This window comes from Bradyrhizobium sp. GW821-FHT13H06, assembly GCF_058803975.1.
This window is the reverse complement of sequence record NZ_JBXAPN010000001.1, coordinates 1401498-1424918: the sequence shown is the minus strand read 5'-3', so window position 1 is coordinate 1424918 and position 23421 is coordinate 1401498. Positions and strand designations below refer to the sequence as shown.

The window sequence follows — 23421 nt, the reverse complement described above, 5'->3', positions numbered from 1 at the left end:
AAGTGGTGATCACGATGCTCTGGAATGGGTGATCACGATCGCCTGGAATCGGTGATCACGATCGGCTGGAACGCGCAATGATCTGTGCCGACCTCAATCTGACGGTCGAGCCGCGACCGGATCACGCCCGCTCTACCGCATCCTGGCTCGAAGTGCTGCGCTCCGACAAACGCGCCATCTTCACAAGGCAGCCAGCAAGGCTCAGCCAATCGCCGATTGGCTGAACGCCCAGCAGGGCAGTACCAATCAACTTGGACGGGGCGCGCCACGTAAGCGCCCCATTGCAGGGTGCCCGCCGTGCTCGCTCAATGCCGCTGATTATGTGACGAGCAGCGGGCCCCCCGCGTCGGCCGCAGCCCTGGACCGGGCTCGCTCAGATCCTTATTCAAGTCCCGTTCAAAGTGCCGGTCAAGCTTCCCATCCAGGTCCGCGCGCGCGGCCGTGATCAGCCCTCTGACCTCGTGGGCAGTGTTTGCGATCTTCCATCCTTGCAGGCCGGACGTCTGCCGCACGTCCTCATCGGTTGCGGCAAGGATCTCCTCGCTCAACGCTTCGAGCAGGCGGGCCAGATCCAGACTTGGGTGCCAGCGTGTCATCACTTGCTCCAGTTCCGTTGATGGCGAACCAGCGTGCGCCGCATCCGCCGTCGCGTCGTGTCGTAGTCGAGTTCGGACATATCGTGGACATTGCAGATCTCTCTGGCTGGCAGGCCGTCCGCCATCCCGGCGATGATCTTCAGCGCCAGCGGATCCGTCTCAAACAGCCGATAGACGTTGGCCAGCATCTGTGCGGCGGCGAGGACCCGCTCTGGGTCGGGCGCGTCGTCGGCCTCCTCATTGGACCAGCTCCGCTGGTCCGGATCATCGCGGCTCACCAGCAGCCTTTGCTCGTGCCGTGAACGCCGCCAATGGTCGTTGCAGATGCTGCGCATAACGCCCGACAGGAATGCCAGGATGGGCACGCCGTGCGGCCATGGCCGCGAGCCGTCGAGGACGCGCGCAATCGCCTCGTGGAGGACGTCGCTCCAGCCCAGTCCTCCTGGCAAGCGGCGACTCCATAACCGCGCCAGAGCTTTGAGCCGCACGAGATCGATATCGGATAACGCATCGATGGCAGACGCAACATCGGCGGTGCGGGCAACCACGTCGCGAGTATTCAGAGCTGTCGTCAATCTTTCCATGGCCAAACCATTATGCGCATCACCGAGCCTAACGCGGACAGCGGATAAAGTTTTTTTTGATGTGTCCGCGCGCGCGGACTGCAGGCGTATCGTCTGCATCGCAATAGGAGACGCCCATGGACGACACGTTGGCAGCGGCCCGCCGCTGGTATGCCGAAGACCTGCGATACAAGACCCCGGTTCTGCGCAACCCTCGCCTGATCGAGGCATTCGCGTCTGTTCCACGCGAGCAATTCGTCGGCCCGGGACCCTGGCGCATCATCTCGGACCCGTACGACAACGACCCATTCCTGACTCCCAACGCCGACCCGCGCTGGCTCTATCATGACGTTCTCGTGGCGCTCGATGCGAGCCGTAACCTAAACAATGGAATGCCCAGCTTCTGGGCACGCATTTTGGAACATCTCGACGTCGCGCGCGGCCAACGCGTCCTCCAGGTCGGTGCCGGGACCGGATACTATTCGGCGGTGCTGGCCGAAATTGTCGGACCAGCCGGTCGCGTCACGGCGGTGGAAACCGACCCAGCGCTAGCGGCGCAGGCCCGAGAGAATCTGGCGAGCTGGCCTCAGGTCAACGTCGTCTCGGCCGACGGCCGGTCGGTGGACATTGGTGAGTTGGACATCGTAATCGTGTTCGCTGGATCCACCCACCCATCCCGTCTCTGGCTCGATCGCCTTGTCGAAGGCGGCCAGCTTCTGATGCCGCTGACCAGTGCATCCTGGAGGGGCATTATTCTCCGCGTGATCCGGCGTGGAGACCGTTTCGAGGCCTGTTCGATTGGCGGCGTGGCTGTCTATCCTTGTGTGTGGGGACGCGACGAGGAGGCGGGAAAGCGTCTGCATGCCGCGCTCGAAGGTTGGCCACCTGGTAAAGTCCCGATTCGCGCGCTGCACGTCGGTGATCCTGGGCATGACGATGCGGAGAAGGTCTGGTTTCAGGCGCCAGGATTTTGGCTCGAACGCGATCCTATCGCCGCAGGCGCCGCCGCTCAGAAGTGATCGAACGAAAAGTTTCGATCGTACAAGACTGTCTCACGTCGCACGTGGTCCTAGATAGTTAGCGCAACGAGCGTTCTTCTCGCTATGAACAACGTCTGAGACAGGTTGACTGTTCAGATAAATCGCCGAGTTGAGTTCTGCGTTCAGCTGCGCGTCGCTCGGGGTCGTCCCGACCGTGCGTCATGCCGATTATATGGGGCATGGCTGGGAGTCCTGCGCGAAGACAATCGCGCCATCGTGCGGGCCGCCTCGCAGGCGAGCAAGGCTGCGGACTATTTGCTCGGCTTCGTTCCCGGGTCCATTGAGCTTCCGTCGCTGGATTCGGTTGTCGCCGATCACGAGACGGCGTGATGCTGGGCCTGGTGGCTGCGCGAGAGTGAGAGGAGGGGAGGTTGTTCGCGACGGGTTGGAAGCCGAGAGAGAGTCTCACGGCCGCCCGTCGTGGAGAGCCAAAATGACGAAAGCCGTCCAAAAGATCACGCTGTCGCCGTCCCGGGACATCCCATTCAACAAGCTCGTGCTCAGCCAGTCGAACGTTCGCCGGGTCAAGGCCGGTGTCTCGATTGAGCAGCTGGCCGAGAGCATCGCGCAGCGTACGCTTCTGCAAAGTCTGAGTGTCCGGGCCGTCGTTGATGCTGAAGGCAACGAGACCGGCATGTTCGAGGTGCCGGCGGGCGGCAGGCGCTATCGCGCTCTCGAGCTCCTGGTGAAACAGAAGCGGATGTCCAAGACGCAGGCGGTGCCGTGCGTTGTGCGTGAAGGGGGCATCGCCGCGGACGATTCGGTGGCGGAGAACGATGAGCGGGTCGGTCTGCATCCGCTCGATCAGTTTCGGGCTTTCCAGACCCTCCGCGATCTCGGGATGAGCGAGGAAGACATCGCCGCCCGGCACTTCGTGAACCCAGCGATCGTGAAGCAGCGGCTGCGGCTGGCGTCGGTCTCGCCGAAGCTGCATGAGGTCTATGCCGAAGACGGCATGACGCTCGAGCAGCTCATGGCGTTCTCGGTCACGGCCGATCACGCCCGCCAGGAACAAGTCTGGGAGAATGTCAGCCGTTTCGGCTATGACGAGCCATACCAGATCCGGCGCTTGCTCACAGAGAACACCGTGCGCGGGTCCGATCGTCGGGCTCAATTCGTGGGCCTCGATGCCTATCAGCACGCGGGCGGCGGCGTTCTGCGGGATCTGTTCGAGCACGACGACGGCGGCTGGCTTCAGGACGTCGTGCTGCTCGACCGCCTCGTAACCGAAAAGCTCAAGGCCGAAGCCGAGACGATAGCTGCCGAAGGCTGGAAATGGATCTCAGTCGCCGTAGAGTTCTCCTACGGTCACACTCAAGGCCTACGAGAAATCGAAGGCAAGCCTGTCGATCTCTCGGCTGAGGAGCAGGCCACCATCAATGCTCTGAGCGCCGAGCAAGCCAGGCTGGAAACCGAATATCAGGATGCCGACGAGCTGCCCGACGAGATCGATCAGCGTCTCGGTGAAATCGAGGCGGCGCTGGCGGCGTTCGAAAATCGGCCAATGCTTTACGATCCGACGGAGATCGCCCGAGCCGGTGTCTTCATCAGCATCGATTCCGAAGGACGCCTCTCCGTGGACCGCGGTTACGTCCGTCCGGAGGACGAGGTGACGGCAACTGATCTTGACGTCGGGCAGGGCGCGGATGCGTCGTCGAGCGAAGGTCAAGAAGAGGGGTCTTCCGTCCAGCGCACGGTCATCGAGGTCGCAGGTAGTGCTCCTGATGCTGAAGAAGATGATGAGGATGCGGCCAGGCCTCTTCCGGATCGGCTAATTATCGAACTGACGGCGCATCGTACACTGGCATTGCGGGATGCGCTGGCAGAAAATCCTGCGGTCGCGTTCCAGGCGGTGCTGCATAACTTCGTATTGACGGCCTTTTACCGGTTCGCATCGTCTGGGAGCTGTCTTGAGATCAGCCTTCGCACGCCGAACTTTCCCGCTCAAGCTCCCGGGCTGAGAGAAAGCGTCTCCGCTAAGGCCGTCGAGGCGCGACATGAGGCCTGGAAGGCACGGTTGCCGAAGAGCGAGAACGATCTCTGGGAGGCGCTCACGGCTCTTGATGGTGGTGCACAGGCGTCGCTGTTCGCCCACTGTGCATCATTTGCCGCCAACGCGGTCTATGAGCCGGCCAATCGCTACAATCAGGGGCGCGTCTCCGCTCACGGTGTCCGCAGCCGTCTCGACCAGGCTGATGTGCTGGCGCGCGCGGTCGGACTCGACATGGTGCAAGCTGGCTGGCGACCGACCGTCGACAACTATCTCGGCCGGGTTACCAAGCCGCGCATTCTGGAGGCCGTGCGGGAAGCCAAGGGCGAGTCGTCGGCACAACTGATCGATCATCTGAAGAAGGCTGAGATGGCAAAGGAGGCCGAGCGCCTGCTGGATGGCTCGGGCTGGTTGCCGGAGCCGCTACGTCTCGTCAATCTCGATGCGGCGTCACTGGAGCAGGAAGGCGAGCCGGGCCGGCTGCCGGAATTCCTCGCCGATGAGGAGGATCAGGAGAACGGCAGCGACGTCGATCCGCAACAACTCGACGCGGCTGAGTGAAAATACAGAGCGGGACGGCTCCGGCCGTCCTGCGGTTGCTTGGGGACCGGTGCGCAGCGCTGGTCCCCATTCTTATGGCGAGGCTTGAGAGGGAGAGCCGGGCCGGGAAGGGTTTGAGCCGTCGGGGTCAGAGGAGAGCGCCTGATGGTTCGACCCATTCCTGCTCTCCGAAAGAATTCCTGCCATGACCGAATCTCTTGCCGGCGGCGTCGCCACGCCGCTCTCCATGCGTGCCGCTGCAAATCTCACCTCTGCCGCTGTCAGGGCCGCGCGACAGATCCTGACCGAACTCGAACGCGGCCGTCGCATCGATGCCGCTGTTCTGCGTAGCGCCATGGAGTCTGCTTTCGGCGCCTCCGACACGGCCGGCGTTTGGAATTGGAAGACCGCCTATGACGTCTGCGAGGCGGCAACCGTTCTGTTCCTTCGCAAGTTCGGCCCGGCCATGCGCTCCAAGGCCGGCTCGACCGTCGCCATGCTGCCGATGCTTGTGAAGGTCGCGAGCTGTTTGCCGACCCATACGCGGCGTTCCGAGGACAGTCAGGCGCTTCAGCAATTCTCGACGCCGATCCCGCTCGGGCTGGCGGCATGCGCCGCAGCCGGCGTTACGCGGGCCGATCGTGTTCTCGAGCCATCGGCGGGCACCGGTTTGCTCGCCATGTTTGCCGAGCTCGCTGGCGGTGCCTTGGTGTTGAACGAACTGGCCGAGGCCCGCGCGTCGCTGCTCGATCATCTCTTCGCAAGCGTTAAGGTTACGCGGTTCGACGCCGCCCAGATCGACGATCATCTCGACGCCAGTTTCGTACCGAGCGTCGTACTGATGAACCCGCCGTTCTCCGCGTTGGCCAATGTCGATCGACGGATGGCGGATGCGGCTCTCCGCCACGTCGCTTCGGCGTTCGCGCGTCTTTGCGACGGTGGACGCCTCGTCGCCATCGCTGGCGCGAGCTTCGCGCCGGATAACCCGACATGGCGAGATGCCTTTGTGCGGCTCCAGGAACGCGGGCGGGTCGTGTTTTCTGCGGCTATCGACGGCAGCCTTTACGCCAAGCATGGCACTCGGACGGATACGAGGCTGCTTGTGATCGACAAGCTGCCCGCCGCAGATCCGAAAGCTTTTCCTGCCTCGCCAGGAATGGCGGGCGATGTCGCGACCTTGCTTGGCTGGGTGGACCAGCATGTGCCTGAAAGGCTGCCCGTGGCCCCACGATCGGAGATCGCTGCCATCGGGCGGCCAGCGATGTCACGATCGGTCGGCGCCGTTGCACCACGCTCTTCGTTCTGTTCGATAAGCGCATCGCCAGAAGGCGTCGAACTAGCGTACGAGACGGTCGACTGGTCGCCGCCGGAAGGCGCCCGGCTCACCGATGCGCTCTATGAAGAATACGGAATGCAGTCGATCCGTATTCCCGGATCGTGCGCGCACCCGACCAAACTCGTGCAGTCCGCGGCGATGGCGTCCGTTGCGCCACCGAAGCCGTCCTACCGGCCGCACCTCCCTTCGAGTCTGGTGGCAGACGGAGTTCTATCGGATGCCCAGCTCGAGAGCATCATCTATGCCGGCGAGGCACATTCCGAGTTTCTCGCGGGCTCCTGGACGATCGACGCGACCTTTGATGTCGTAGCGGCCGCGCGCGGCGACGCAGAGAATGCCGTCCGCTTCAGGCGCGGCTGGTTCTTGGGCGATGGCACCGGCGCAGGCAAGGGGCGGCAGGTCGCCGGGATCCTGCTCGATAACTGGCTCAAGGGCCGCCGCCGCGCGGTCTGGATCAGCAAGTCCGACAAGCTGATCGAGGATGCGCAGCGCGATTGGTGCGCGCTGGGCATGGAGCGATTGCTTGTTACGCCGCTGTCGCGCTTTCGCCAGGGCACGGCGATCCGGCTATCGGATGGCATCCTATTTGCCACCTACGCTACGCTACGCACCGATGAGCGTGGCGAAAAGCTTTCGCGCGTCAGGCAGATCCTCGAATGGTTGGGCTCGGATTTCGACGGAGTGATCGTCTTCGACGAGAGCCACGCCATGCAGAATGCAGTCGGGGGCAAGGGGGAGCGCGGTGACCATGCGGCCTCTCAGCAGGGGCGCGCGGGCTTGAGGCTCCAGCACGCGCTGCCGAATGCTCGCGTCGTTTATGTATCGGCGACGGGCGCAACCACGGTGCACAACCTCGCTTATGCCCAACGCCTCGGCCTTTGGGGCGGCGCCGACTTCCCGTTCGCGACACGCGCCGAGTTCGTCGAAGCGATCGAGGAGGGCGGCGTCGCGGCCATGGAGGTGCTGGCGCGCGATCTCAAGGCGCTCGGTCTCTATGCGGCCCGCTCATTGTCCTACGAGGGCGTCGAGTACGACTTGGTGGAGCACCAGCTTACACCGGAGCAAGTCCGCATCTACGACGCCTATGCCGGTGCGTTCAGCGTCATCCATAACAACCTCGATGCGGCGATGCGGGCCGCCAACATCACCGGCGCAACGGGAACGCTGAACGGGCAGGCCAAGTCCGCGGCACGATCCGCCTTCGAAAGCGCCAAGCAGCGCTTCTTCGGGCACCTCCTGACCTCGATGAAGACGCCGTCGCTCATCCGATCGATCGAGAACGATCTTGAGGCGGGACACGCCGCGGTCATCCAGATCGTGTCGACGGGCGAAGCGCTGATGGAGCGCCGGCTCGCCGAGATCCCGACCGAAGAATGGGGCGACGTCCAGGTCGACATCACGCCGCGCGAGTATGTTCTCGACTACCTCGCCCATTCCTTCCCAGTCCAGCTCTACGAGCCCTTTACCGACTCTGAAGGTAACCTCTGCTCCCGGCCTGTCTATCGCGACGGCCAACCGGTCGAGAGTCGGGAAGCCGTCGCACGCCGTGACCGCCTCATCGAGAAGCTCGCCTCGCTGCCGCCGGTACCTGGGGCACTGGATCAGGTCATCCAGCGCTTCGGCACCGAACTGGTCGCCGAGGTGACGGGCCGCTCGCGCCGCATCGTTCGCAAGAGCGACCGGCTGGTGGTCGAAAACCGAGCCGGTTCAGCCAACCTCGCCGAGACCTCGGCCTTCATGGACGACGTCAAGCGCATCCTCGTATTCTCCGACGCCGGCGGAACGGGGAGGAGCTATCACGCCGAGCTGTCAGCCCGGAATCGGCGGTTGCGGGTCCATTACCTGCTCGAGCCCGGCTGGAAGGCCGACGCCGCGATTCAGGGGCTCGGTCGCACCAACCGGACCAACCAGGCGCAGCCGCCGCTGTTTCGCCCCATTGCGACCGACGTGAAAGCCGAAAAGCGCTTTCTCAGCACCATTGCCCGCAGGCTCGACACATTGGGAGCCATTACCCGTGGCCAGCGCCAGACCGGAGGGCAGGGGCTTTTCCGGTCCGAGGACAATCTCGAAAGCCAGTACGGGCGTGACGCGTTGCGCCAACTCTACACGTTGCTTGTGCGCGGCAAGGTCGACGGTTGCTCGCTTGAGAGGTTTGAGGATGCGACCGGCCTGAAGCTGACGGACACTAACGGGCTGAGAGATGACCTGCCGCCGATCACGACGTTCCTGAACCGGTTGCTGGCGCTCACCATCGATCTTCAGAATGTCTTGTTCACGGCCTTTGAGCAGCTATTGACCAGTCGTATCGAGGGCGCGGTCGCGTCAGGCACCTATGACGTCGGGCTGGAGACACTCCGTGCCGAAAGCTTCGTCGTCACCGACCGGCGGACGATCTATGCCCATCCCGGCACCGGCGCCGAGACCCGGCTGCTCACAATCACGCAGCGCCAGCGCAATCGTCCAGTGAGCTTGGATGATGCTTTTGCCCGTCTCTCCGATCGCCATGCCGTCCTGCTGATCAATGAACGTTCCGGACGAGCTGCGGTGCAGGTCCCGGCGGCGAGCGTCATGCTCGACGACGGCGAAATCGAGCGGCGCGTCAGCCTGATCCGGCCGATGGATCAGCATACGGTCCCCTTGACCACCATGGCCGAAAGTCATTGGGACGAAGCAGATTGTGAACGTTTTGCCGCGGCCTGGCTGGCGGAGCTTGCCGAGGTGCCCGAGTTCACGGAAAGCACGATCCACGTTGTGGCGGGCTTGCTGCTCCCCATCTGGAAGCGGCTGCCGAACGAATCGACCCGCGTCTATCGACTTCAGACCGACGCGGGAGAACGCATTATCGGCCGCAAGGTTTCGGCCGCGTGGGTCGCAAGCGTCCTTGCGACGGACGCGCCTGCGCTGACACCGGGCGCTGCCTTTGCCGCGCTGATGGAGGGACGGACCATCCTCGATCTTGCGGAGGGGCTCCAGCTTCGCCGCGTCCGGGTGATGGGTGCATATCGCATCGAGCTGTCGGGATTCAACGACACGATGCGCGATCGCCTCCGTGCTTACGGCCTCTTTGGGGAGATCATCTCCTGGAAGCTGCGCATGTTCGTGCCCACGGAGACGAGCGGCATCGATGTCCTGTCGAGGGTGCTCGACACCTATCCGGTTACGGGCGTCAGTGAGCGGGAGGCCGCGTGATGTCCGGCGATGTCTCCGAGCTAGCACGCCGCCTCGCGCGCGAGGCCGAGGCGGTGTGCCGACATTATCTCTCCAATGGCAAGCGGGCGGGACGGTACTGGGTAGTCGGCGACGTCCACAACACTCCGGGCCGCTCGTTGTTCGTGCGGCTCCAGGAATCGCCGAAGGGCTCCGCCGGCAAATGGACCGATGCTGCAACTGGCGAACATGGTGATCTCCTCGACATCATTCGCGAAAGGCTGGCCTTGCGAGACTTTCGCGAGGTCGCCGAGGAGGCGAGGCGGTTTCTGAAGCTGCCTCGTTCAGAGCCGCAATTCGCTCCGAAACCTATTCGTTCAGTCGCGCCGGCCGGATCGCAGGAAGCCGCTCGTCGGCTCTTTGCGATATCCAGCCCCGTCGAAGGGACGCTAGCCGAGACGTACTTGCAAGGCCGCGGAATAGGCCAAATCCATCATGGTGGCAGCCTTCGCTTCCACCCGCGTTGTTACTACCGACCGGACGAGCATTTGCCGACCGAAACATGGCCGGCGATGATAGGCTCGGTCACGGACCTCGAGGGACGGATCACCGGCGTGCATCGCACCTGGCTAGATCCACACGGCTTCGATCGCGTGCGGCTCGGCAAGGCCCCGATCGACACGCCACGACGGGCCATGGGCGACCAGCTTGGCAAGGCCGTTCGCTTCGGAGTGGTGGACGACGTGCTCGCTGCGGGCGAGGGGATCGAGACCATGCTGTCGCTGCGTTATGCACTTCCGACCCTGCCCATGGCCGCTGCGCTCTCGGCCAATCATCTCGCAGCCATGTTGCTGCCATCTGCTCTGCGTCGGCTCTATATTGCTCGCGATGACGATGCTGCTGGAGATGCCGGACAGGCTATTCTCGCCCAGAGCGCAGAAGCCGTCGGGATTGAAGTGATCCCGCTGTCGCCTCGACTGGGCGACTTCAATGAAGATCTGCACATCTTCGGCCTCGAGGCCCTCCGAGCAGCGTTGCTACTTCAACTCGTACCGGAGGACGTCGTCCGTTTTCTGCATTCGTCGATGGCAACCGCGGAATAGCTCCGGCATTTCGATGGGCGTCGACAGGTCGGTCGCGGTGCGGCCACTGCCGGAAGAGGACGCGACCACGGCCTTCTAGAGGGCGATCGGACGGCAAGCGGTCCGGGCCGGCAATGGCTGCGTCCGGCTATTTTCCGCCGCGCGCCGGCGATGAAAAGTCACATTAGCCATCTGAGCGGCGCGCTTTGCATCGCGAGGCAAAATAGCCGGTCTCCGCCATCCTCCGCTGCCGCTTCGGCCCTCCGCTTCTCTCCGGGTTCTGGCCCGTTCCGCCCGCCGCCTGAGTGATCGCCACGAAGGCCGCGATGGTCGCGGCCGATCCGGCAAGGACCTCTCTCATGACCGACCATGACGACATCGAACCGCCGCACGCCACGTCTCCAACCGACCATGCTCTAACTGAATTGCAGCTCTTCGGGTACCGCCCCTTCGACGACCATCCCGATCCACGGCCGCTTCCCGAGGGCAAGATCGTTGCTGGCGCGGTTGCCGATATCTTCGATGCCCTGGTCGCGACGTTGAGCGACACTCGGCTCGAGCCAGACCTTGACGATCTGCTCTGGTCGACCGTCAACCTGTTCCATCGTGCCGTCGACCGCATCGAGCGCCAACTCGACGACAACGAACAGGCGCAGCGGAAGAGCCAGCATGAGCAGGACGGCTCCGAAGTTCGATCCGTCGAACTCGAGCGCATCACGGCGGAAGGCATCACGCTGATTGAGCGTCGCAATTGCCTGGAGCTCTTCCGCGACCAGGCCGTCGAACGCTTCGAGACTCACACGGGCTCATTCTGGCGCCCCCGATCGGGATCGCTGGTGAACCACCGTACGCTGACCGCGGCGATGATCGACTCTCGCGACTTCATCGCGGCCAAGCGTCGCGCCGAGACCGAGGTCCTGTTGCCGGCAGGACCGAAGATCGCACTCACTGGCGGGCTCGACTTCAACGACCACCACCTCATCTGGGATCGTCTCGACAAGGTTCACGCCAAGCATTCCGACATGGTTCTGCTCCATGGCGGCTCTCCGAAGGGGGCCGAATTGATCGCCTCAAAATGGGCGACCAACCGCAAAGTGGCCCAGATCGCCTTCAAGCCCGACTGGACGAAACATGCCAAGGCAGCACCGTTCAAGCGCAACGATGCCATACTCGAACTCCTGCCGATCGGCGTCATGCACTTCCCTGGCACCGGAATCCAGGACAACCTCGCCGACAAGGCGAAGCGGCTCGGCATCCCGGTCTGGAGGTTTGGCGGCGCGTGAGCGCCGCCTTCCAACCTCTAAACGAGGAGGCGGAGTTGCATGCGCCGCAACTCCGTCTCGTTTTAGAAATTATGGATTCGAAGTTGCGCCTGGTGGTGGTGGAAGGCGCGATCGTTGCACCTATGCATTTGGAGTCGCCACCATGCTTGCCCTTGGGCTTGTCTCCAGCATATTCGGCATCGGAATATTCTGCTGGCTGATTTTGCGCTGGCGGTCTATGCGCTGCCGTTTTTTGTCGCACTGAGTATCGGGATCACGGCGTTTCAGAGCGGTGCCGGCCTCATTGGTGCGCTGCTTATCGCGACGGCCGGCGGTTCGCTGACGCTCGCCCTCGGCCAAGTCACCTTTGCTGTTACTCGGTCCTCGGCCTTGCGCATTGCGATCGCGAGCATTCGCTGTTCCTGCCGCTGTTGCCGGCTCAGGTGGCATTCGCCATGTCCCAAGGGCTCCTTCGCCGGCATGGCGTGAAGTCTTCGCTTGCCTCGGCGCGATTTGCATTGGCGTTACGTCATGGACGCGCTTGATGGTTTTGGCGAAGACCGGCCCGTTCGAGCCGGGCGCGGTGGTAGAGAACTCGTCCTAACCGGTTCTTACGGCGGCAGGCCTCGAAGGATGATCGTTTCCCGCCTTCATCGTCGAAAAGTACGCGCAGATCGGCGCGGTGAACGGGGGGATGATCGAAATCTGAGCGCGGGCGAGGCAGGCCTCCTCTGAACTCCTCGATCAAGCTGCCGGTATCCGGCCTGGCCCACGCATCCGCGGCGGAGCGGCGCTAACCTCGATCGGTCCTTGGGAGACGATACCGGCTTTTGCAGGAGATTATTTCTCTTCCCCGCTGAATCGTTCCGACCTCTTGTTCGTCAAAACCGAGATAGCCACGCTTCTCCTTAAGACTGTGGTTCAGCACGCGGACGCACGTGGCCTCGTTGATGGCTCGATCTGGCCGAAGACCGGCTTCGCCTCGATCGTCTGAGCCGCAACGCCGTTGATGCGACTTTCTTCCCCTGGGCTTCGCCCATTCCTCGCGAGACAAGAAAGTCGCCACAACGACGTCCTCCGCTGCGCTCCGGCCCGTGCGGGTGCGTCGCCGATCGTCCTCGGCCCTGGATCGCCATCGAGGCCGCGGTGGTCGCGGGCTCGAAACACAACAGGAGAAGTGACATGGCTAACATCGGTTCTTTCAAGAAGGTTGGCAACGATTTCCAGGGCGAGATCGTCACCCTGAGCCTGCAAGCCAAGGGCGTCCGTATCGTCGCCGAGACCAACCGCTCCAACGACAACGCCCCCAGCCACCGCATCTACGTGGGCCGGGCGGAGATCGGCGCAGCCTGGTCGAAGCGCTCCGAGGAGGGCCGCGACTACCTCTCGCTCAAGCTCGACGATCCTTCCTTCAACGCTCCGATCTACGCGAACCTGTTCGATGACGAGGGCGGTGAAGGCTACACCTTGCTCTGGTCGCGGCCGCGCAAGAACGGCGAGTAAGAGCGCCCACCAAGCCCCGTCCGGTTCGCCGGGCGGGGCTTGGTCATCCCGGTGCAAGCGCTCCGGTTAAGTCGGGCCGACGTTGATGCAAACTGGCCATGAGAAGAAACCGTCCCATTTCGGCTCATTGGTCTCCTTCGGGCAGTCGAGCCGGCGTTTCTCACGAAGCGCAGCGGAGCGGCCAAATGCTGCCGCTGAATCACGAGCGGGGCTTCAGGCGGCTCAAAGCAGTCAAGAAGAACTGGTCGAGGATGGAGACGACCTTCGTGCCGGCCCGTCGGGGCGGCCGTCTGCCATGCCACGGATCTGCAACATGGCTGAACGGCCTTTGTGGGAGACCGAGCACCGGCTTTGCGACTAAGCCTGACGCCCGGCCAGCCAAAACGCCCGGCGTCTTGGCCCTGATCCGGAGCCCGGTGGACTGACGTCAGGCGCTCCCGTGAGAGCGGCTCGGCGGCGGGCCGCGCTCTTGCCTCATTTGGCCGGAACGATCCGGAAAAAGGCACTTCGCGGGGCGAAAATCTTGAATCCTTCGGTGAGTACGGCGCCCGATCGCCCCGGTCATCGGCCTGCTTGCTGCGCTCACGCCGACTACGATGGCGGCGATTGGGCGTGGGAGTTCTTGCGGCGGAACGCCGGCTATATTGCTGACTGGCGAAGCTCCGTACCCCGGCAAGTGCCCTGCATCACCCTGCGCGACGGGACCAGGCTGCTGCGGCTCAGGCGACGGTTCCTGCGAGCCGAGAAGTGGGGGCTACATGCGTTTGCCGATCCAAAGCTCTGCGCGCACAGGGCAAATGTGTTCTGGCATGCAAGGACCTTGAAGCGGGTGGTACGGTTGAATGCGAAGGGGCCGGCCAAAGGCGAAGAGGCCACGGTGCGCCGACTCGCTGACTTTAACGCCGATCGGCAGGCGGTCATCGATGCCGATGGCGTCCCGCTGGTCACGATGAAACGCAATGGCATTTGCGTTCCCGTCGAAATAAGCGGTCTCGCCAACCTGACAGCGCCATTTGTCCCGGTCATCGAATTGCATGACCTCGACGATCTCCCAGCCCAGACCCAGCTCCTGAAGGGTTTGCAGCGCTTTACCGACCTTGACCTTAGGGCCATTCAAAAATGCTCCTTCGCGGGCGATGAACGTCTTCATCAGGCTCTCATCGCACTCGATGAGAGCCTGGCGGGCAAGACGTACCGCCAAATCGCGATTGCGATTTTCGGAGAGAAAAAAGTTACTGAGGAATGGCAGGGTCATAGTCAATTCTTGCGTGATCGCACCCGGCGCCTCGTCGCCAAGGGCAATGAATTGATGAAGGGCGGCTATCGCGATCTCCTCGGTTGATCGAAATTTGCCATTCTTTTTTGACGAATTTTCCTCGCGCGGGATGGCGAAACACAACCTCCGATCTTCGCCACTCCCAAATCACCTCCGATCTGACGACGCTTCTTCTTGCATCTTTCGGTTGTACGGGATGCGGGAAGGAAAGTTGAATGACGACCACGAAAACTGACGACAAGGAACCCGATAAGCCGTTCCTCAACACTCTGGAAGCGGCCGCCTGGCTGCGGCTCACCAAGAACACACTCGAGAAGATGCGGGTTCAGGGGCGGGGACCCGCCTACCGCAAGCACGGGCGCTACGTCCGCTATCACATCGAAGACCTCGTCGAATGGTCGTATGCGAACAAGAGGAGGTCGACCTCCGATGCCGATTGATCGCACAAAACTGTTGCGGCAGACCACTACGCTGTCGGCCATGTGCGCCGGCATCATCACGCTTCTGATGTCGTCCGCGCCTGAAGTCCCGCTTCTGATCTATAACGCCTCCGGTAGCGCGCCGCTCGGCCTCTACTACCTGGAAAAGCGGTTACCGGCGCGCGGCGAACTTGCCGTCTTCAGGCCCCCTCCGGCGATCGAGTTCCTGATCATCGCGCATCAGATCCTGCCAGTCCCCGTGCCTCTTCTGAAGCGGGTCGAGGGCATCGGCGGAGACGAGATCTGCCGCGCCAAGGCGCCGATCGGCACGATCTCCATCAACGGCCAGGTCACGACCGAAGTGCTCGAGAAGGACCGGGAAGGGCGACCGCTGCCTGCTTGGGATGGCTGCATGAGGTTGGTGGAGGGAGAATATTTCCTGCTGCAGCCGCACCCGCATTCGTTCGACTCCCGATACTTCGGACCGGTCCTGCGTTGCGATATCCTGGGTGTCGCCCGGCCGATCTGGACGTGGAATCCGGATCTCTGACATCAAGAGCCACATGATCGCGCGCGCCCTTTTTGGGCGCGCGCGATGTTTGCGCGCCTGCCCGTCACAGCTGTCAGCCGAGAGTCGCAGCGCGGCCCAAGCAAGCTGATCCGTCGAGATCAACGTCCGGAGAAAGGAAGGTAGGCGGCCGGTGGCTGCACATCGGGCAGTTCGTGACTTCGTGGCCGGTACCCCGGTTTGCCAGCGCCCCGCGACCGACATTCGGTCGCATTCGAAACGCTGCCAACGTCATGACGCCAAGGTTTTCGGCTTGCCTAGCTCACGAGAGCAAGCGTCGCGCAGGAGTGCGATTATAACTGCTGATGGCATATGGGCGATGCCTTCGGCCCGCGCTCTACTCGTCGCTTCGCTCCTCACCGAGCCACCCTGCGGGTGTCTCGGCCCTTCGGGTAACGATCGCTATCGCAAGCGCTCGGAACAGCGGGGGCTTCGCAAGTCAACTGCCAAGTCGCAGCGGCTCTTTCGAAAGCAAAAAAGCGGGAGGGCAAGATAAAAGCACTGGCGCTACGGCGCGCCTAAGCCGTTGTCTGCACATCCAAGATTTAGCGCTCTCCAGATCTTCGCTGTCGCCAAGTGCGACCCAACGCAATGGCGAACTTGGGCAATTGCGTCTGCGACTTGGCGAACGCTCCTCGGCTTCACATATCCGGCTCATTCCAACGCCGGATGCGGGCCATGCGAGAGATCGACGACGAATTCGAAGTGAGGCTTGGACGGATCGGCAACCGCAGAGCCACGAAGGCGACCAGCTATCTTCGACGCGTCCGCCAGGAGGCGGCCAAAGCTGGCGCCGGTGCGCGGACGACCTCGTCGTTCAGCGGCGGCCGCATCGGCCGCGGCCGCGCGCAAGGCGCAGTGCTGGCCGGGCGGGGCCGAGGCCAGGGGCAGCGCCGCGTTGTGGTGAAGGCTCGGATCGTGCGGATCAAGTCAGGCGACCTAGGTGCGGTGCGAGCTCACCTCCGATACGTCCAGCGCGACGGCGTCACACGCGATGGCGAACCGGGGGAGTTATACGACGCCAGCAACGACCGCGTGGATGGCAAGACCTTTGCGGAACGCAGTGCCGGCGACCGCCACCAGTTCCGGTTTATCGTGGCGCCGGAGGATAGCGCCGAGCTGGCGGACCTGAAACCCTTCGTCCGCGACCTCATGCAGCAGATGGAGCAGGACCTCGGCACCAGGCTCGACTGGGTTGCTGCCGATCATTTCAACACCGGCCATCCGCATACCCACATCGTCCTGCGCGGCAAGGATGACCAAGGAAACGACCTCGTCATCGCGCGCGACTATATCGCTCATGGTCTTCGATCGCGGGCTGCGGAACTCATCACGCGAGAGCTCGGCCCTGAAACCGAAATCGAGGTCGCGCGCAAGCTTCAGCAGGAGATCACGGCCGAGCGGCTTACGCGGCTTGACCGAAGCATCCTGCGAGATGCCTCTGGCGGAGCTCTTGAGCTGGGGGCGCTGTCGGGCCGGGAGCCTAGCTGGCAAACGGCGCGGATCGGACGGCTGCGAACCCTGGAGCGGATGGGGTTGGCAGAAGAGGCTGAGCCGGGGCGCTGGCGGATCGACCCTGAGCTCGAGCCGAAGCTCAGACGCATGGGGGAACGCGGCGACATCATCAAGACCATGCACCGCGAGATGGCTGCGGCAGGAGTCAGACGGGCGGCAAGCGACTATGCGATCTTCGATCCGGAAGGAAGCGCTCATCGCGTCGTCGGACGGGTTGTCGGCGAGGGGTTTGCTGATGAACTGACGGAGCGCCGCTATGTCGTGATCGACGGGGTGGACGGGCGGACGCACTATGTCGAGATCGGTAGCCTTCGGGCCAAGGAAGAAGCGCCTGTCCGGAACACGATCCTGGAGCTCCGCTCGCGCGTCGCTGAGCCGCGCGCAATCGATCGCACGATCGCTAGCGTCGCTGCCCGCCATGGCGGCATCTACAGCGACCGTTTGCATCGAGAATTCGATCCGCAAGCGTCGGGCGAATTTGTCGGATCCCACGTACGTCGCCTGGAGGCGGTGCAGCGCGAAGGGTTGGTCAGCCGCCTTGCCGATGGCAGCTGGAGCGTGGGGCGAGATTATCTGGACCGGGCCCTTGAGTACGAGAAACTCCAGCAAAGGCGCTATCCGGTGCGGGCCGCGGTGCTGTCATGGCAACGGCTCGAGGATCTGCCGCAGGCGCTGGGCGCCACCTGGCTCGACCGCAAGCTTGTTGGGAAGGAGCCTGATGGGCTCGCATCGACCGGCTTTGGGGCGGAGGTGGAGACCGCGCTCCGAACAAGGCGGCAATGGCTGATCGAGCAGGGGCTGGCGCGAGAGGAAGGCGGCCAGATGCGTTTTGCCCGGAACATGCTCGAGACGCTCGAGGCGCGCGAGCTTGCAAGGACCGCGGCCGAGATATCCGCGCGCACCGGCCTTGAACATGTCGACGTCAAGGCCGGTGACAAGATCGAGGGCGTCTACCGGCGCATGCTGACGCTGAACAGCGGGCGGTTCGCGCTGATCGAGCGATCCCACCAGTTCGCGCTGGTGCCCTGGCGGCCGGTGCTGGAGCGAGCGCGCGGGCAATTGGTCACCGGTCAGGTCGGCGGGGAGGGCATATCGTGGTCGATCGGTATCAAGCGTGGATTGGGCCTTTAGGCCTACTTAAGCGATTGATAAATATTAAGATTATACTATTTCTGCGAGAATAGTATAGCTGGTTGCCGCCTGCACTGGTTTAGTTATACTATTTTCGCGGAAATAGTATAACCGAGGTTCCCGCAATGACCTCCGCCCGCCTCGATATCACCTATCAAACGCTCTATTCGGAATTGGCCCAGCGCAGCCTCGATGAGAGCTTTACCTCCGAATTCTCCTCGAATGGAAGGTTCGTGGCCGTCGAGGTCAAGGACAAGAAATACTGGTACTTCGACACGCCCAAGCCAGAGGGGGGCGGCCAGGATCGCCGCTACGTCGGTCCAGTGGACGATCCTGAAATCACCAAACGGGTTGAGGCATTCAAAGATCTGAAGGCCGACCTGAAGGGACGTCGCCGGCTGGTTTCCACGCTGACCCGCGAGGCCTATCTGCCGCGGCCCTTAGCCAAGGTTGGCCAAGTCGTGGAGCAACTGGCCAAGGCTGGCTTTTTCCGAATGAGGGGAGTGCTCGTCGGAACTGTGGCCTACCAGTGTTACGCCGCCACGCTTGGCCGACGCCTCGACGCCGTCGCCATGCAGACTGGTGACGCCGACTTTGCGCAATTCCACGAAATATCGGTCGCGATCAAGGATTCCATGCCTCCGATCCTGGAGGTCCTTCGACATGTCGATCCGACCTTTCGCGAGGTCCCGAGCCAGGCCGACGGCAGAGCCTCCACCCAATTCGTGTCGAGGGACAACTTCAAGGTGGAATTCCTGACGCCGAACCAGTGGTCCGACGACCAGGCAGGCAAGCCAGTTCCGATGCCGGCGCTCGGTGGTGCGGCGGCATTTCCGCTGCGCTTTCTCGACTTTCTGATTTACGAGCCCATCCGCGCCGTGCTGCTGCACGGTGCGGGCGTGCCGGTTCTCATTCCATCTCCAGAGCGATATGCCATCCACAAGCTGATCGTCGGATCCCGCAGGAAGCAAGACCGCGACGGGACGGCCAAGAGCGCGAAGGATCGGCTTCAGGCCAGATCGATCATTGAAGCCATGATCGAGAACCGGCAGCACGCTGATCTAGCCTCCGCCTTCATGGAGGCATGGGACCGTGGTGATCAGTGGAGAGCTGCGATCCGCACCAGCCTTGCAACCTATGACGATGACTTTCAGGCGTTGTTTCGAACCGAGCTCGCGAAGGGTGTCTCCGAGTTCGGCTCCGATCCAGCCAATTACGATCTGGCAGACCAGTCCACCGACAAGCCGGCTCCTCCGCCAAAATGACCTGTCGACGGGCGGGCCAAGTCCTGCCTCGCGTGTGCCTGCTCCAACGTCGCTTCGACCGGCAGCAGCAGCAGCACAAGCGATCAACATGATCGCCTCTGTCACGGAAATGCTGCCGATGAAGATGCCGATATCGGCATGTCGATCACGTCGAAATCACCGATCATGCTCCGACACCGCGTCTGGCGCAACATGACGGTGGCAGTGATCGGGCTGTCACGCCTTGCTGGTTTTTGCTTGCCAAACGGCATGTTGATCCCTGACGCATCCGACGCTTCGCGCTGAATACAATCAGATCCAGCTCAGTCCTGCGGAATGACATCGTGGCGCTTCCTGGCCGCGCCGACTCGCGCATGGCCGCTACGTGTTGAGCACGAACTGCCAGGGCTCGGTGGGTGACATGTCAACGAGATGCTATTTGCTCCAAGTGTTCACGCGCTGTTGACGCACGCGATGACGCTGCGCTGACCTTGACCTTTAAGTCTGGCACCTGATCAGACTTGATCAATCTCGCGCTTGCTGACGGCGCGACTTTTTATTTCGATTGAAGGCCTGCCGCATTCACCGCTTTCATCGCGCCGCTCACGTGGGGTGAGTGAGTGGGGCGAGGTGCGATGTTTCCAGCAAAAATCTATGTCGGTCAGATCGCCGTCGTGCTCGGAATCGTCATCGCCTCGACCTGGGGCGCGACGCAATGGACTGCGGCTGCTCTCGGATATCAGCAGCGCTTGGGTGAGCCCTGGTTCCTAATCATCGGCTATCGCGTCTATCTGCCTTGGCGATTGTTCGAGTGGTGGTTTGCTTACGAGGGATACGCGCCCGAGATTTTTGAGCAGGGTGGTGCAATCGCGGCGGGCGGCGGTGTCGCAGGCGCGCTCTTTGCGATCGTCAATTCGGTGTGGCGCGCGCGCCAAAGCCAGTTGGTGACGACCTACGGTTCGGCACGGTGGGCTACGGCAAAGGAAATCAAGGCGGCCGGGCTGCTCGCGTCCAAGGGCGTTTTTCTGGGGCGCATCGAGAACAACTATCTGCGCCATGACGGACCGGAACACGTCATGTGCTTTGCGCCGACCCGATCGGGCAAGGGCGTCGGACTGGTCTTGCCTACATTGCTCTCGTGGACCTCGTCGGCGGTGGTGCACGACATCAAGGGCGAAAACTGGGAATTGACCTCCGGCTGGCGTTCGATGTTCTCGCATTGCCTTCTGTTCAATCCCACGGATGAGCGGAGTGCCCGCTACAATCCGCTGCTCGAGGTGCGCAAAGGGGCGGCCGAAGTCCGCGACGTTCAGAACATCGCGGACATCCTGGTCGATCCTGAAGGAGCGCTCGAACGCCGCACCCATTGGGAGAAGACCAGTCATTCGCTGCTGGTCGGTGTCATCCTTCACGTCCTTTACGCAGAAGAGAAGAAGACGCTCACCCGCGTTACCGAGATCCTGGCCGACCCTGCGCAGTCCTTTGAGAAGACGCTCAGGATCATGCTGGCGACAAATCATCTCGGCACCGAGGCGGAGCCGAAAGTGCACCCCGTCGTCGCTGCGACCGCACGTGAGCTGCTCAACAAGTCCGAAAACGAACGATCCGGTGTTCTGTCGACTGCCGTGAGCTTTCTCGGGCTCTACCGCGATCCCGTCGTCAGCCGAAACACCGAATATTGTGATTGGCGCATCGCCGACCTCGTGAGCGCCGAGAAACCAGTCACGCTCTATCTCGTCGTGCCGCCGTCAGACATCAGCCGGACCAAGCCCCTGATCAGGCTGATCCTCAATCAGATCGGCCGCAGGCTGACCGAGACTTTGAACGTCAATGCAACCGGCCGAAAGCACCGTCAGCTCCTGATGATGCTCGACGAGTTTCCTGCGCTCGGCCGGCTCGATTTCTTCGAAAGCGCGCTCGCATTCATGGCCGGCTATGGCATTCGCGCCTATCTGATCGCCCAGTCGCTCAACCAGATCGCGAAGGCATATGGCGAGAACAACGCGATCCTGGACAATTGCCACGTCCGCATCGCCTTTGCCGCAAATGACGAGCGCACCGCCAAGCGGATCTCGGATGCGCTGGGCACCGCGACGGAGCTACGTGCACAGCGCAATTATGCCGGCCATCGGCTGGCTCCCTGGCTCGGCCATGTCATGGTCAGTCGCCAGGAGACCGCGCGTCCTTTGCTGACACCAGGCGAAGTGATGCAGCTGCCGCCCGACCAGGCCATCGTGCTGGTCTCGGGGCTGGCGCCGGTCCGTGCGATCAAGCTGAGGCACTATGAGGACGCGAACTTCGTCAGCCGTCTGTGCAAGCCTCCGTCCTTGGTAGGCGATGCGTGCGCCGATCGGCCGCCAGCCCGCAGCGACGATTGGCGCGGCGAGGTGCGCAGCACTCATCTTCGGCTTGCGACGCTGCCATATCGCGAGCTGATGCAGACGGGCGGCGAAGAGGGCGGCCTCAAGCAGCAATTGGCGTTGTTCGACGAGGCGGCATCCCCCGCGACCGAGCCGCGAGCGTTCGAGGAGCGCTTGCTCGACGACGAGACGGATGTCGCCGCCGATCGCAACCAGATGCAGCAAGCAGCGAGCGCGTCAAGCAGCGTACGCCGCGCCCACGCCGTCACCCGCGACGATGACGACCTTCTCCCCTCGTTCTGAGAGCATCCCTGATGAAACCGAAACTGTCTGCCTATGTCAGCGATAGCGTGGCGCAACGGCTCGAACTCGCCGCTAAGCGTCCCGGCGCCAGCAAGTCAGCTATTGTCGATGCCGCGCTGGATCGCTTCCTCAACCCGGAGCGTGACGCCAGCGGCGATGCGGCGCTGATCCGAAGGCTGGACCGGATGAGCCGGCAACTGGAACGGTCTGATCGCGACGTGAGCGTCCTGGCGGAGACGATTGCGCTCTTCATCCGCTATTACCTGACCATCACCCCTCCGTTGCCTTCGCAGGATCAGGATGCAGCGCGTGCGCTGGGGCGCGAGCGCTTCGAGATGTTTGTCGCCCAGGTCGGCAAACGCGTTGCCTCCGGCGGCCGGCTTGTCGCGGACGTCATGGATCGCGTCAGCGCCGTCAAGCCCGATCTCTTCATGCGGAATCTCGAGGAGGGCGCCCCTCTGGGCGCTGTCCAAGCCAGCGATACTGGATCCCGCGCGCAAAGCGCGACGGGTGAGCCGCCGGAGCATTCTCCGGCAGGGCGAGAGGAGGTCGGCAATGTCTGATCTCCTCTCGCCAGAGACCCGCGAGCGGCGCCGCGGCATGCTGCGGACCGCTATGGGACCGGCAATCGCGCTCGCGTTGGAAGAGCCTGATGTCGTCGAGGTCATGGTCAATCCCGATGGAAGGCTTTGGCTTGATCGGCACGGGACCGGCCGCGCCGATACCGGCGTTGTCCTCACGCCGCAGGAGTCGGAACGGATCATCCGGCTTGTTGCCAGCCACGTGCGGGCGGAAGCGAGCGGCTCGTCGCCAATCGTCTCGGCGGAACTCCCCGAGACAGGTGAACGCTTTGAAGGCGTCTTGCCGCCGGTCGCCCTTGCGCCTTGCTTTGCCATCCGCAAGCCGGCGACGACCACGTTCCGTCTGTCCGACTACGTCAAGGCGCAGATTGCCTCGCCAATGATGGCAAAGGTGCTGACATCAGCGGTCACCGAGGCGCGCAGCATCCTGGTCGCCGGCGGCACCGGGTCCGGCAAGACGACGCTTGCCAATGCGCTTCTTGCGGAGATCGCCGGGCTCGAGGAGAGGGTGGTCATCATCGAGGACACTCGGGAACTGCGCTGCGATGCCAAGGATGCCGTGACGCTCCGAACCAAGCCGGGTGTGGCGAGCCTTGCCGATCTTGTCCGCTCCACACTGCGCCTGCGGCCCGACCGCATCATCGTCGGCGAGGTCAGGGGCGCCGAAGCCCTCGACATGCTGAAAGCCTGGAATACCGGTCACCCCGGTGGGATTGCCACTGTTCATGCCAACTCGGCACGAGCTGCGCTCTACCGGATCGAGCAGCTCATTCAAGAGGCGGTCGCAACCGTGCCGCGCCGGCTCATCGCCGAGGCGATCGACCTGATCGTCTTCATCAAGGGGCGGGGTCCCGCACGGCGCATCGAGGCCGTCGCCGAACTCAAAGGCCTGGATGCGTCAGGCGACTACCTGCTCGAGACTCCGCCCGGACTTCCAAACATCTCTCACCGCCCATGACCTGAAG

At 62.9% G+C, this 23421-nt stretch carries 19 protein-coding genes and 1 pseudogene; 17 read left to right on the top strand and 3 right to left on the bottom strand.

Features of this window, described 5'->3' with window-relative positions; translation table 11 throughout:
• The first annotated feature begins 77 nt into the window (after positions 1-77).
• Positions 78-224 (top strand): zincin-like metallopeptidase domain-containing protein, encoded by a 147-nt coding sequence (locus AC1RQP_RS06815; protein WP_492936348.1) that lies wholly within the window; start codon positions 78-80, stop codon positions 222-224.
• Between the two features lie 81 nt (positions 225-305).
• On the opposite strand, the gene AC1RQP_RS06810 is transcribed toward AC1RQP_RS06815, so the two are convergent.
• Entirely contained in the window at positions 306-596 is a 291-nt protein-coding gene (locus AC1RQP_RS06810; protein WP_492936347.1) for a hypothetical protein, read from the bottom strand.
• Positions 596-1171 (bottom strand): RNA polymerase sigma factor, encoded by a 576-nt coding sequence (locus tag AC1RQP_RS06805; protein ID WP_492936346.1) that lies wholly within the window; start codon positions 1169-1171, stop codon positions 596-598. The genes AC1RQP_RS06810 and AC1RQP_RS06805 overlap by 1 nt, the downstream gene beginning before the upstream one ends.
• Positions 1172-1296: 125 nt before the next feature.
• Between AC1RQP_RS06805 and AC1RQP_RS06800 the strand changes: the two genes are divergently transcribed.
• The 6 genes and pseudogenes from AC1RQP_RS06800 to AC1RQP_RS06775 all read left to right on the top strand — a co-directional run bounded on the left by AC1RQP_RS06800 (position 1297) and on the right by AC1RQP_RS06775 (position 11577).
• On the top strand, positions 1297-2178 hold the full coding sequence (locus AC1RQP_RS06800; RefSeq protein ID WP_492936345.1) for a protein-L-isoaspartate O-methyltransferase family protein: 882 nt from the start codon (positions 1297-1299) through the stop codon (positions 2176-2178).
• A 121-nt stretch (positions 2179-2299) separates the two neighbouring features.
• A pseudogene (locus AC1RQP_RS06795) lies at positions 2300-2529 on the top strand (zincin-like metallopeptidase domain-containing protein); the annotation flags it as partial.
• A gap of 103 nt (positions 2530-2632) precedes the next feature.
• Complete coding sequence (locus AC1RQP_RS06790; protein WP_492936344.1) at positions 2633-4750, top strand: ParB/RepB/Spo0J family partition protein; 2118 nt, start codon at positions 2633-2635, stop codon at positions 4748-4750.
• Positions 4751-4934: 184 nt separating this feature from the next.
• Positions 4935-9254 (top strand): strawberry notch-like NTP hydrolase domain-containing protein, encoded by a 4320-nt coding sequence (locus AC1RQP_RS06785; protein WP_492936343.1) that lies wholly within the window; start codon positions 4935-4937, stop codon positions 9252-9254.
• A complete protein-coding gene (locus AC1RQP_RS06780) occupies positions 9254-10315 on the top strand; it encodes a DUF7146 domain-containing protein (RefSeq protein WP_492936342.1) in 1062 nt (353 codons plus the stop codon). The genes AC1RQP_RS06785 and AC1RQP_RS06780 overlap by 1 nt, the downstream gene beginning before the upstream one ends.
• A 338-nt stretch (positions 10316-10653) precedes the next feature.
• Positions 10654-11577: a DUF2493 domain-containing protein gene (locus AC1RQP_RS06775; RefSeq protein WP_492936341.1), complete on the top strand. Its 924-nt coding sequence runs from the start codon at positions 10654-10656 to the stop codon at positions 11575-11577.
• A gap of 120 nt (positions 11578-11697) precedes the next feature.
• Here AC1RQP_RS06775 and AC1RQP_RS06770 read toward each other — a convergent pair whose 3' ends face one another.
• Positions 11698-11916 carry a hypothetical protein gene (locus tag AC1RQP_RS06770; RefSeq protein WP_492936340.1) on the bottom strand — a complete coding sequence of 73 codons (219 nt, stop codon included), beginning with the start codon at positions 11914-11916 and terminating at the stop codon, positions 11698-11700.
• Between the two features lie 822 nt (positions 11917-12738).
• Here AC1RQP_RS06770 and AC1RQP_RS06765 point away from each other — a divergent pair.
• The 10 genes from AC1RQP_RS06765 to trbB all read left to right on the top strand — a co-directional run bounded on the left by AC1RQP_RS06765 (position 12739) and on the right by trbB (position 23414).
• Positions 12739-13059, top strand: coding sequence for a DUF736 domain-containing protein (locus AC1RQP_RS06765; RefSeq protein WP_018454792.1), 321 nt, complete (start codon positions 12739-12741; stop codon positions 13057-13059).
• A 439-nt stretch (positions 13060-13498) separates the two neighbouring features.
• A complete protein-coding gene (locus tag AC1RQP_RS06760; protein WP_492936339.1) occupies positions 13499-14401 on the top strand; it encodes a DUF2285 domain-containing protein in 903 nt (300 codons plus the stop codon).
• A gap of 149 nt (positions 14402-14550) precedes the next feature.
• A complete protein-coding gene (locus tag AC1RQP_RS06755) occupies positions 14551-14775 on the top strand; it encodes a helix-turn-helix domain-containing protein (RefSeq protein ID WP_492936338.1) in 225 nt (74 codons plus the stop codon).
• Positions 14765-15304 (top strand): S26 family signal peptidase, encoded by a 540-nt coding sequence (locus AC1RQP_RS06750; RefSeq protein WP_492936337.1) that lies wholly within the window; start codon positions 14765-14767, stop codon positions 15302-15304. The genes AC1RQP_RS06755 and AC1RQP_RS06750 overlap by 11 nt, the downstream gene beginning before the upstream one ends.
• A gap of 696 nt (positions 15305-16000) precedes the next feature.
• On the top strand, positions 16001-17968 hold the full coding sequence (rlxS, locus tag AC1RQP_RS06745; protein WP_492936336.1) for a relaxase/mobilization nuclease RlxS: 1968 nt from the start codon (positions 16001-16003) through the stop codon (positions 17966-17968).
• Positions 17969-18093: 125 nt separating this feature from the next.
• Positions 18094-19233: a nucleotidyltransferase family protein gene (locus tag AC1RQP_RS06740; RefSeq protein ID WP_492936335.1), complete on the top strand. Its 1140-nt coding sequence runs from the start codon at positions 18094-18096 to the stop codon at positions 19231-19233.
• A 138-nt stretch (positions 19234-19371) separates the two neighbouring features.
• Positions 19372-19518, top strand: coding sequence for a hypothetical protein (locus tag AC1RQP_RS06735; protein WP_492936334.1), 147 nt, complete (start codon positions 19372-19374; stop codon positions 19516-19518).
• Between the two features lie 329 nt (positions 19519-19847).
• Positions 19848-21875 (top strand): conjugal transfer protein TraG, encoded by a 2028-nt coding sequence (locus AC1RQP_RS06730; protein WP_492936333.1) that lies wholly within the window; start codon positions 19848-19850, stop codon positions 21873-21875.
• An 11-nt stretch (positions 21876-21886) separates the two neighbouring features.
• A complete protein-coding gene (locus AC1RQP_RS06725; RefSeq protein ID WP_492936332.1) occupies positions 21887-22438 on the top strand; it encodes a CopG family transcriptional regulator in 552 nt (183 codons plus the stop codon).
• Positions 22431-23414, top strand: a complete 984-nt coding sequence (gene trbB / locus AC1RQP_RS06720; protein WP_492936331.1) for a P-type conjugative transfer ATPase TrbB — start codon at positions 22431-22433, stop codon at positions 23412-23414. The genes AC1RQP_RS06725 and trbB overlap by 8 nt, the downstream gene beginning before the upstream one ends.
• The last annotated feature ends 7 nt before the right edge of the window (positions 23415-23421 follow it).

Bases quoted from the DNA above. Each gene is read 5' to 3' on its own strand.
- AC1RQP_RS06815 (WP_492936348.1), top strand. From the start codon at position 78: ATGATCTGTGCCGACCTCAATCTGACGGTCGAGCCGCGACCGGATCAC.
- AC1RQP_RS06810 (WP_492936347.1), bottom strand. From the start codon at position 596: ATGACACGCTGGCACCCAAGTCTGGATCTGGCCCGCCTGCTCGAAGCG.
- AC1RQP_RS06800 (WP_492936345.1), top strand. From the start codon at position 1,297: ATGGACGACACGTTGGCAGCGGCCCGCCGCTGGTATGCCGAAGACCTG.
- AC1RQP_RS06790 (WP_492936344.1), top strand. From the start codon at position 2,633: ATGACGAAAGCCGTCCAAAAGATCACGCTGTCGCCGTCCCGGGACATC.
- AC1RQP_RS06785 (WP_492936343.1), top strand. From the start codon at position 4,935: ATGACCGAATCTCTTGCCGGCGGCGTCGCCACGCCGCTCTCCATGCGT.
- AC1RQP_RS06780 (WP_492936342.1), top strand. From the start codon at position 9,254: ATGTCCGGCGATGTCTCCGAGCTAGCACGCCGCCTCGCGCGCGAGGCC.
- AC1RQP_RS06775 (WP_492936341.1), top strand. From the start codon at position 10,654: ATGACCGACCATGACGACATCGAACCGCCGCACGCCACGTCTCCAACC.
- AC1RQP_RS06765 (WP_018454792.1), top strand. From the start codon at position 12,739: ATGGCTAACATCGGTTCTTTCAAGAAGGTTGGCAACGATTTCCAGGGC.
- AC1RQP_RS06755 (WP_492936338.1), top strand. From the start codon at position 14,551: ATGACGACCACGAAAACTGACGACAAGGAACCCGATAAGCCGTTCCTC.
- AC1RQP_RS06750 (WP_492936337.1), top strand. From the start codon at position 14,765: ATGCCGATTGATCGCACAAAACTGTTGCGGCAGACCACTACGCTGTCG.
- rlxS (WP_492936336.1), top strand. From the start codon at position 16,001: ATGCGAGAGATCGACGACGAATTCGAAGTGAGGCTTGGACGGATCGGC.
- AC1RQP_RS06740 (WP_492936335.1), top strand. From the start codon at position 18,094: ATGACCTCCGCCCGCCTCGATATCACCTATCAAACGCTCTATTCGGAA.
- AC1RQP_RS06735 (WP_492936334.1), top strand. From the start codon at position 19,372: ATGTCGATCACGTCGAAATCACCGATCATGCTCCGACACCGCGTCTGG.
- AC1RQP_RS06730 (WP_492936333.1), top strand. From the start codon at position 19,848: ATGTTTCCAGCAAAAATCTATGTCGGTCAGATCGCCGTCGTGCTCGGA.
- AC1RQP_RS06725 (WP_492936332.1), top strand. From the start codon at position 21,887: ATGAAACCGAAACTGTCTGCCTATGTCAGCGATAGCGTGGCGCAACGG.
- trbB (WP_492936331.1), top strand. From the start codon at position 22,431: ATGTCTGATCTCCTCTCGCCAGAGACCCGCGAGCGGCGCCGCGGCATG.